Raw genomic sequence first — 5356 nt, forward strand, 5'->3', positions numbered from 1 at the left:
TTGCGCTTGCGCAATGGTGGTGGGTTAGCAGCCCCGCTGCGTTTCTATTCAGGACCATCTGCCCTTGGCAGATGATTTCATTCGGCTAGAAACTAGAGACTAGTGACTGTAAGCTCACTGATCCTCACCGGTGACGCCCCGGTCTTTCCGTCCCGCTGCCTCTGGTCCACCCTGCACCCTGCCAGAAGGACCAGCAGCAGGCACAGGGCTGCCAGGGCCGTGGATTTTCCCAGACATTTCATCGTGGCCGTCCTCCTTGTTTCTTTCTATTGTAGCATACAAAGGAAACATTGATTCTTTCTCTTCTTTTCCTACGATGAAATTACCTGCAGTATAGTGGAAGAAATGCTGTCCCATGCCCAGGACGCCCCCACAGACCGAACCCTGCCGGGAGGCCGGGACGGGCTTCCCTGCGGGCAGCCCCTACGCCGTTGCTGTCGAAGGACCGATGCAACAACGGTGTTCTCCGGTTGTTGTCCCAGGCAGACCGGCCGCTGGCCGGACCTCTTGCACGGACAACCGCAGATCCCGTCCACCCGATTGAACAATCACCATCTGACCCTAACGTGGTAGGGGCGTGCCGCAGGCCCGCCCGTCCCGGCCTGCGGTTTCATACGTTTATGGAAACCCGCCCAGCGGGTTTCCACCACAGGTCTCATTTCCCGTTTCCTCAATCAAAATGTCTCCAGCTGCCACATCGTGGACAGGGCCGGATTTCTCCTGTTGCAGCGTAAGCAATGGTATTTAGGGAAGACGGCCCACCTCCGGCCGAATGTGAAAACTGCCCATTGTTCGCTCTCGGGTGCTTGCTTTCTTCCCATGCGTCCAGGGTCCGCTGCAGCCTGCCCAGCTTGATTCCGATCGCCAGTGCATCTTTTGTTTTCATCCTGTTCCCTCCTGTTTTCGGGTATAAAAATGCCGCCCCGCTAGGGACGGCTGGTGCTTTTATTCAAATTTCTATCTGATACGAAACAAATCCTATCATAATCGACGATAATGGATATCTTCCTCAGCAAGCTGTACCGCATATAGAATAGCATCATCACTGGTTACAATATCTCCATCCTTAATGGCATCAGCCATTTCTTGACGAAGTTCATCCGTTTTCAACGTCACTCTGATTCCAAATATAAAATCATCATGGTTCCATATCTTGCTAAGAACATCCATCATCTTTCTTTCAGTTGGCGTTGGCTCTGGTAATGTATGCTCATTCATTTTATTTTTTCCTTTCTAATGAATTCATACTGATTAAATCCTATATTTTTAAAAGTATAGCAATAATTTTCCACAGCTTTCTGCAACCATTTTTTCTTTCGTTCTTCTTTCGTAAGGTTTGTGTTAAGGACACTGACTACTTCAGCATACTCTTTTGGAGATAGGCGTATTGTGGTATGTTGCCGTTTTACATGTCTATCCCTTTTTAGGTTATCATTTTTTTGCTTGTCTATCAACTTGTTTTCAATACCTGGTGATTTAGAAAATCTTCCCCTAATTTCTGGGTCTCCCCCACGTGGATGCGCTGCTTTATTAAATTTGTCCATGGTGGCTACCCGCAGCATCATGGTCTTTAGTTTCAGCAGGATTCGGCCTTTATTCTCCATCGTCACATCATCCTCTCAAATTCTTTTTCCCGTATGGTCTGAATCCTGTTCCCCATGTAAATCCTGGCCGGGAAGGTCACCTGATCCAGGTCGATAACCGGCTCCGGGTAGCACCGGCAGTTGGGGCAGCAGCCCGCATGGTAATGGCCCAGGGTGTTCCGGCGGGGCTTCCCGTCTGCGTTGGGAATCGGGAATAGATCCTCCGGCGCTGGTGGATGGTTCCAGTTCACCAGGACCCCTTCAATCTTTTCGTGGCTGTGCCGGGTCCTGGCATCTCCGACGGCCCGCCAGATATACCAATGGGCCCCCAGTCGATTGGACCGCTGCCAGGTCAGGCTGGTGCTTGTCATGGAGGTCTGGGTCCGGGCGGATCAGTTCGGCCCTGGCCGTCGTTTTCTCTGGGAACATTTTTTGGATCTCTTCCGCGATGTCGGAGGCCCATCACCATCTTCATGGCAGCGGACTGGCACAGCTTCTGATATTCTTTTGTCCGGGTGATCTGGAGCAGGATCCGCTGGATTTCGTCCGGGTCATTCGTTTCTTTCACTTTCCGCACGATGGTCCTGGCAATGGCCAGCAGCCGGCGCCGGAACGCTGCCTCAATGCGGCGTTTGGGCTCCCAGAGAGAACGGTTCTTTTTCATGGTTGCTCACTTTCAGACATGAAAAAACCGCCGACGTTTCCACGAAGGCGGTTATATTAAATTCCAGGTACGCAATCTTTGATACCCTTGGCCATTCTCATGGCCATCTGCATCAATAGGATACGGTAAATGATTCGGATGTTATCCATCAGTAAATTTGCTTCCTTTCTTTCCAAGCCTTACGGGCTTCATCCAGGGACATTTTATTGGCGCCTCCAGAAAATTCAGGATTTCCTGCCTGTACTGGGTCATCTTCCCAACCACAAATACTGCAAATATCATAGAGTTGGTTGCCTTCCACAATCCCTTTTCCACAACAAAGACACTTGTGGTAGTTATTTTTTTCCTCCATGTTCCAAATCCCCTTTCTTCATTTCTTTATAATACTCTAGCTCCTTTACCGGTCTAAAATACGTATATATTCCACGATCTGGACGTCCTTTGGCAAACTCATTTTTCTCCACATCGTGCCTTGTTAAAATATTGTTTTTGTCGACATGCCCCAAAATGCCATTTCCAGTCCCAGATTGGACAAGCTCCATCCCTCTTTTAATATACTCTTCTCTGGTAATATTGCCAAACTCTGCAATCGGGGGTAAGAGTACGCTTTGCCATAGTATTCCACTCCTTTGCCTTTGGTCCCTTTCAGTATGAAGTATAAATAGATTTTGAGCAAGAAGCTTATGCATTTACACAAAATATTTTACACTCTCGATCATTCCGTTATCCAAGGGGATCATCTCCCCTGTCTTCACAAATTTGGTTCGCATATAGAATCATATCAGAAGGAGTGGTAATCTTTCCAGATTCGATAGCTTCTATGACTTCCCTACGCTCATCGTCTGTTTTTATGACCAGTCTATTACCAAATATGAATTCATCGTTATTCCATACTGTACGCAGCTTATCTACCATCTTCTTTTCCAGTCCCTTTGGCTGAGGCATCCTTTGGTTCCAATCAGTCATTTGATTTTAACCCTCCTGTAGCACAGGCAGTTTGGACAGCAGCCGGCATGCTAATGATCCAGCTGTTTATCCATGGGAAGCTCCTTCATTATCCAGTTGAAGAGCATAATAGATGGCGTCTTCTTCTGTCTGGACATCGCCGTCTTCAATGGCATCACGCATTTCCTGGCGCAGCTCATCTGTTTCCAGGGTTGCACAGATTCCAAACAGAAATTTTTCATCTTTGGATATGCGTTCAAGGGACTCTATCATTTTTTGTTCGATGACCGTAGGCTTCGGCAGCTTATATCCGTTCATTTCAATTTCTTCTCCCTATAAAAGCGATATCCTCCGCCAGTTCACCGTCCCTATGAGACCAGGGACTTGCCCGCCAGGCCGGAGATTCTGTAGAGTACCGTCCATACGGCCCGTTCTACCGTCCCGCACTTCACGCTGCACTCTTCACTTTTCCTTTTTCACCTGTGCCACCACGTCCCGGTCGGTGACCGCCACTACTTTGGCAGGGGCTTTTTTCCCGAGTTTGCAGACGGAAGATATTTCTCCATTAGAAGCGGTTTAAGTTTAATATATTTTATTCACGGTTCGAAAAACTTTTTCCATTCCGGGTTCTCCCGATCAAATAAAGACTTTTGCTCATGCGTCAGTTTTTGGGGGTAGTCCGTCCACAAATTAAATTCATGGACCCGATCAAAGCTGAAGATCATTTCCCCAAGAGAATCGCCGTCTTTCCACCAGACCTTATCCAGGGGGTTGTTCTTGTACCAGGGATAATTATACTTACTTTTCATAGCCCCGTTCCCCTTTCTTCTGCTCATTCTTGTCAGTATTGATATGAGCCAGAATCTCTTTAAGAGTAGATTCTTCCGTCGTTTGGATAATTATCGTACACCTTCTCGTATCCTGGACTGTTTCCAGCGCCTTTCCCATCGTTGACCACAGCAAGCACACGGATTTTTAAATCCAGTTTTTTCCCATTCGAAGAGCTAATGAATGCCTCAGGGCAATAGTCCCCTGCACTCATTGCTTCCGGTGTGTGTCCAATTCAGGTATAGGATTTCTCCGTATACACTCAGCCCATTTTTCTTCCAGGATTTTTCTTTCCTTTTCATCTGTACATTTTTTTAATTTCTCGCATATTTCATATTCTTCTTTTGACGGTTGCATCATCATTTTCTTTCCCTCCATCAAAATGTCTCCAGCTGCCACATTTCCTGCAAACCAGGGTAATGGATTTTCTGCCTTTATCCAAAACAGTTATTTCTATATCCCTGCTGCCACATCGTGGACAGGGCCGGATTTCTCCTGTTTCAGCGTAAGCGACAGCATTGTCCAGCCAGGGGATATTTTTCCTTTTCCTCATTTTTTCTTTTTCCAATCCAAAAATCTGCAAAACATATAAATAACATACAAGCCCCAGATGATATAACTCAACGTGTCAATCTTGTGAGTGGATCCCAGTACACAAATTGTCATAAGGATATCAGTGGTTTTCAGTTTCATGCAGGATTCCTCTTTTTCATTTTATACAAAGGAGGCCGGGACGGGCTCCCCTCTCCACTCTTCACTTTTCCCTCTTCACCCGTGCCACTACGCCCCGTTCGGTGACCAGAACCACCTTGGCATGGGCTTTTTTCCCGATTTTGTCGTAGATCCGTCCGGCGCTGCAGGTGTCCCCCAGCACAGTGTGGGTACTGTTGGCCACGTATCCCACTTTCCCGATCCCCGGGATCTCCGCCCGGATGGCTTCTTTATCGTATTCGTTGTCCGGTTCCTTCCGCAGCACCAGTTCCATTTTCCGATGGAACACCTCATACCCCAGATAATGATTGCAGCCGGTAATGGTAATGAAAATCTTTTTCATAGAACTCCCACCTTTCCTTTTCTTACTTCCATTATAAGAAAGTATGTGGGTAAAATGGGGGACAGAATACACGAAAAAGGACTTCCCTTTCGGGAAGTCCTCTCAAATTCTCTGGCAGGAGTACTAGGATTCGAACCCAGATCGACGGTTTTGGAGACCGTTGCTCTACCATTGAACTATACTCCTATGGAGCGGAAAACGAGATTCGAACTCGCGACCCCCACCTTGGCAAGGTGATGCTCTACCACTGAGCTACTTCCGCATTGGCGACCCAGGACGGAC

General features: G+C 47.6%; 11 protein-coding genes and 3 tRNA genes (1 of these 14 cut by a window edge). All 14 read right to left on the reverse strand.

The genetic code is table 11. The features are described 5' to 3' along the window. Positions 1-92 precede the first annotated feature (92 nt). Positions 93-242, reverse strand: a complete 150-nt coding sequence (locus tag QVO43_RS05430; RefSeq protein WP_022487552.1) for a hypothetical protein — start codon at positions 240-242, stop codon at positions 93-95. 428 nt (positions 243-670) lie between these two features. Further along, a complete protein-coding gene (locus QVO43_RS05435; RefSeq protein ID WP_288174580.1) occupies positions 671-886 on the reverse strand; it encodes a hypothetical protein in 216 nt (71 codons plus the stop codon). Positions 887-981: 95 nt separating this feature from the next. Next, positions 982-1218, reverse strand: coding sequence for a hypothetical protein (locus QVO43_RS05440; protein ID WP_288174581.1), 237 nt, complete (start codon positions 1216-1218; stop codon positions 982-984). Next, positions 1215-1604 carry a hypothetical protein gene (locus QVO43_RS05445; RefSeq protein WP_288174582.1) on the reverse strand — a complete coding sequence of 130 codons (390 nt, stop codon included), beginning with the start codon at positions 1602-1604 and terminating at the stop codon, positions 1215-1217. Before QVO43_RS05445 ends, QVO43_RS05440 begins: the two co-directional genes overlap by 4 nt. A 2-nt stretch (positions 1605-1606) precedes the next feature. Beyond that, entirely contained in the window at positions 1607-1954 is a 348-nt protein-coding gene (locus QVO43_RS05450; RefSeq protein ID WP_022487553.1) for a phage protein F, read from the reverse strand. A 441-nt stretch (positions 1955-2395) separates the two neighbouring features. After that, complete coding sequence (locus QVO43_RS05455) at positions 2396-2599, reverse strand: CPCC family cysteine-rich protein (RefSeq protein WP_279128333.1); 204 nt, start codon at positions 2597-2599, stop codon at positions 2396-2398. A gap of 371 nt (positions 2600-2970) precedes the next feature. After that, entirely contained in the window at positions 2971-3213 is a 243-nt protein-coding gene (locus QVO43_RS05460) for a hypothetical protein (RefSeq protein WP_279128334.1), read from the reverse strand. 66 nt (positions 3214-3279) lie between these two features. After that, positions 3280-3510 carry a hypothetical protein gene (locus QVO43_RS05465; RefSeq protein ID WP_022487554.1) on the reverse strand — a complete coding sequence of 77 codons (231 nt, stop codon included), beginning with the start codon at positions 3508-3510 and terminating at the stop codon, positions 3280-3282. A gap of 278 nt (positions 3511-3788) precedes the next feature. Then, positions 3789-4001 carry a DUF7675 family protein gene (locus tag QVO43_RS05470; protein ID WP_022487555.1) on the reverse strand — a complete coding sequence of 71 codons (213 nt, stop codon included), beginning with the start codon at positions 3999-4001 and terminating at the stop codon, positions 3789-3791. 350 nt (positions 4002-4351) lie between these two features. Continuing rightward, positions 4352-4588 (reverse strand): hypothetical protein, encoded by a 237-nt coding sequence (locus tag QVO43_RS05475; protein WP_288174585.1) that lies wholly within the window; start codon positions 4586-4588, stop codon positions 4352-4354. A gap of 186 nt (positions 4589-4774) precedes the next feature. Then, complete coding sequence (locus tag QVO43_RS05480; protein WP_022487557.1) at positions 4775-5074, reverse strand: HIRAN domain-containing protein; 300 nt, start codon at positions 5072-5074, stop codon at positions 4775-4777. A gap of 112 nt (positions 5075-5186) precedes the next feature. After that, positions 5187-5260: transfer RNA gene (locus tag QVO43_RS05485), tRNA-Trp, on the reverse strand. A gap of 1 nt (position 5261) precedes the next feature. Continuing rightward, a tRNA-Gly gene (locus tag QVO43_RS05490) sits at positions 5262-5336 on the reverse strand. Between the two features lie 2 nt (positions 5337-5338). Beyond that, positions 5339-5356, reverse strand: a tRNA-Asp gene (locus QVO43_RS05495) (it continues 78 nt past the right edge of the window).

This window comes from Acidaminococcus sp. CAG:542 (assembly GCF_000437815.1).
GTDB lineage: Bacteria > Bacillota > Negativicutes > Acidaminococcales > Acidaminococcaceae > Acidaminococcus.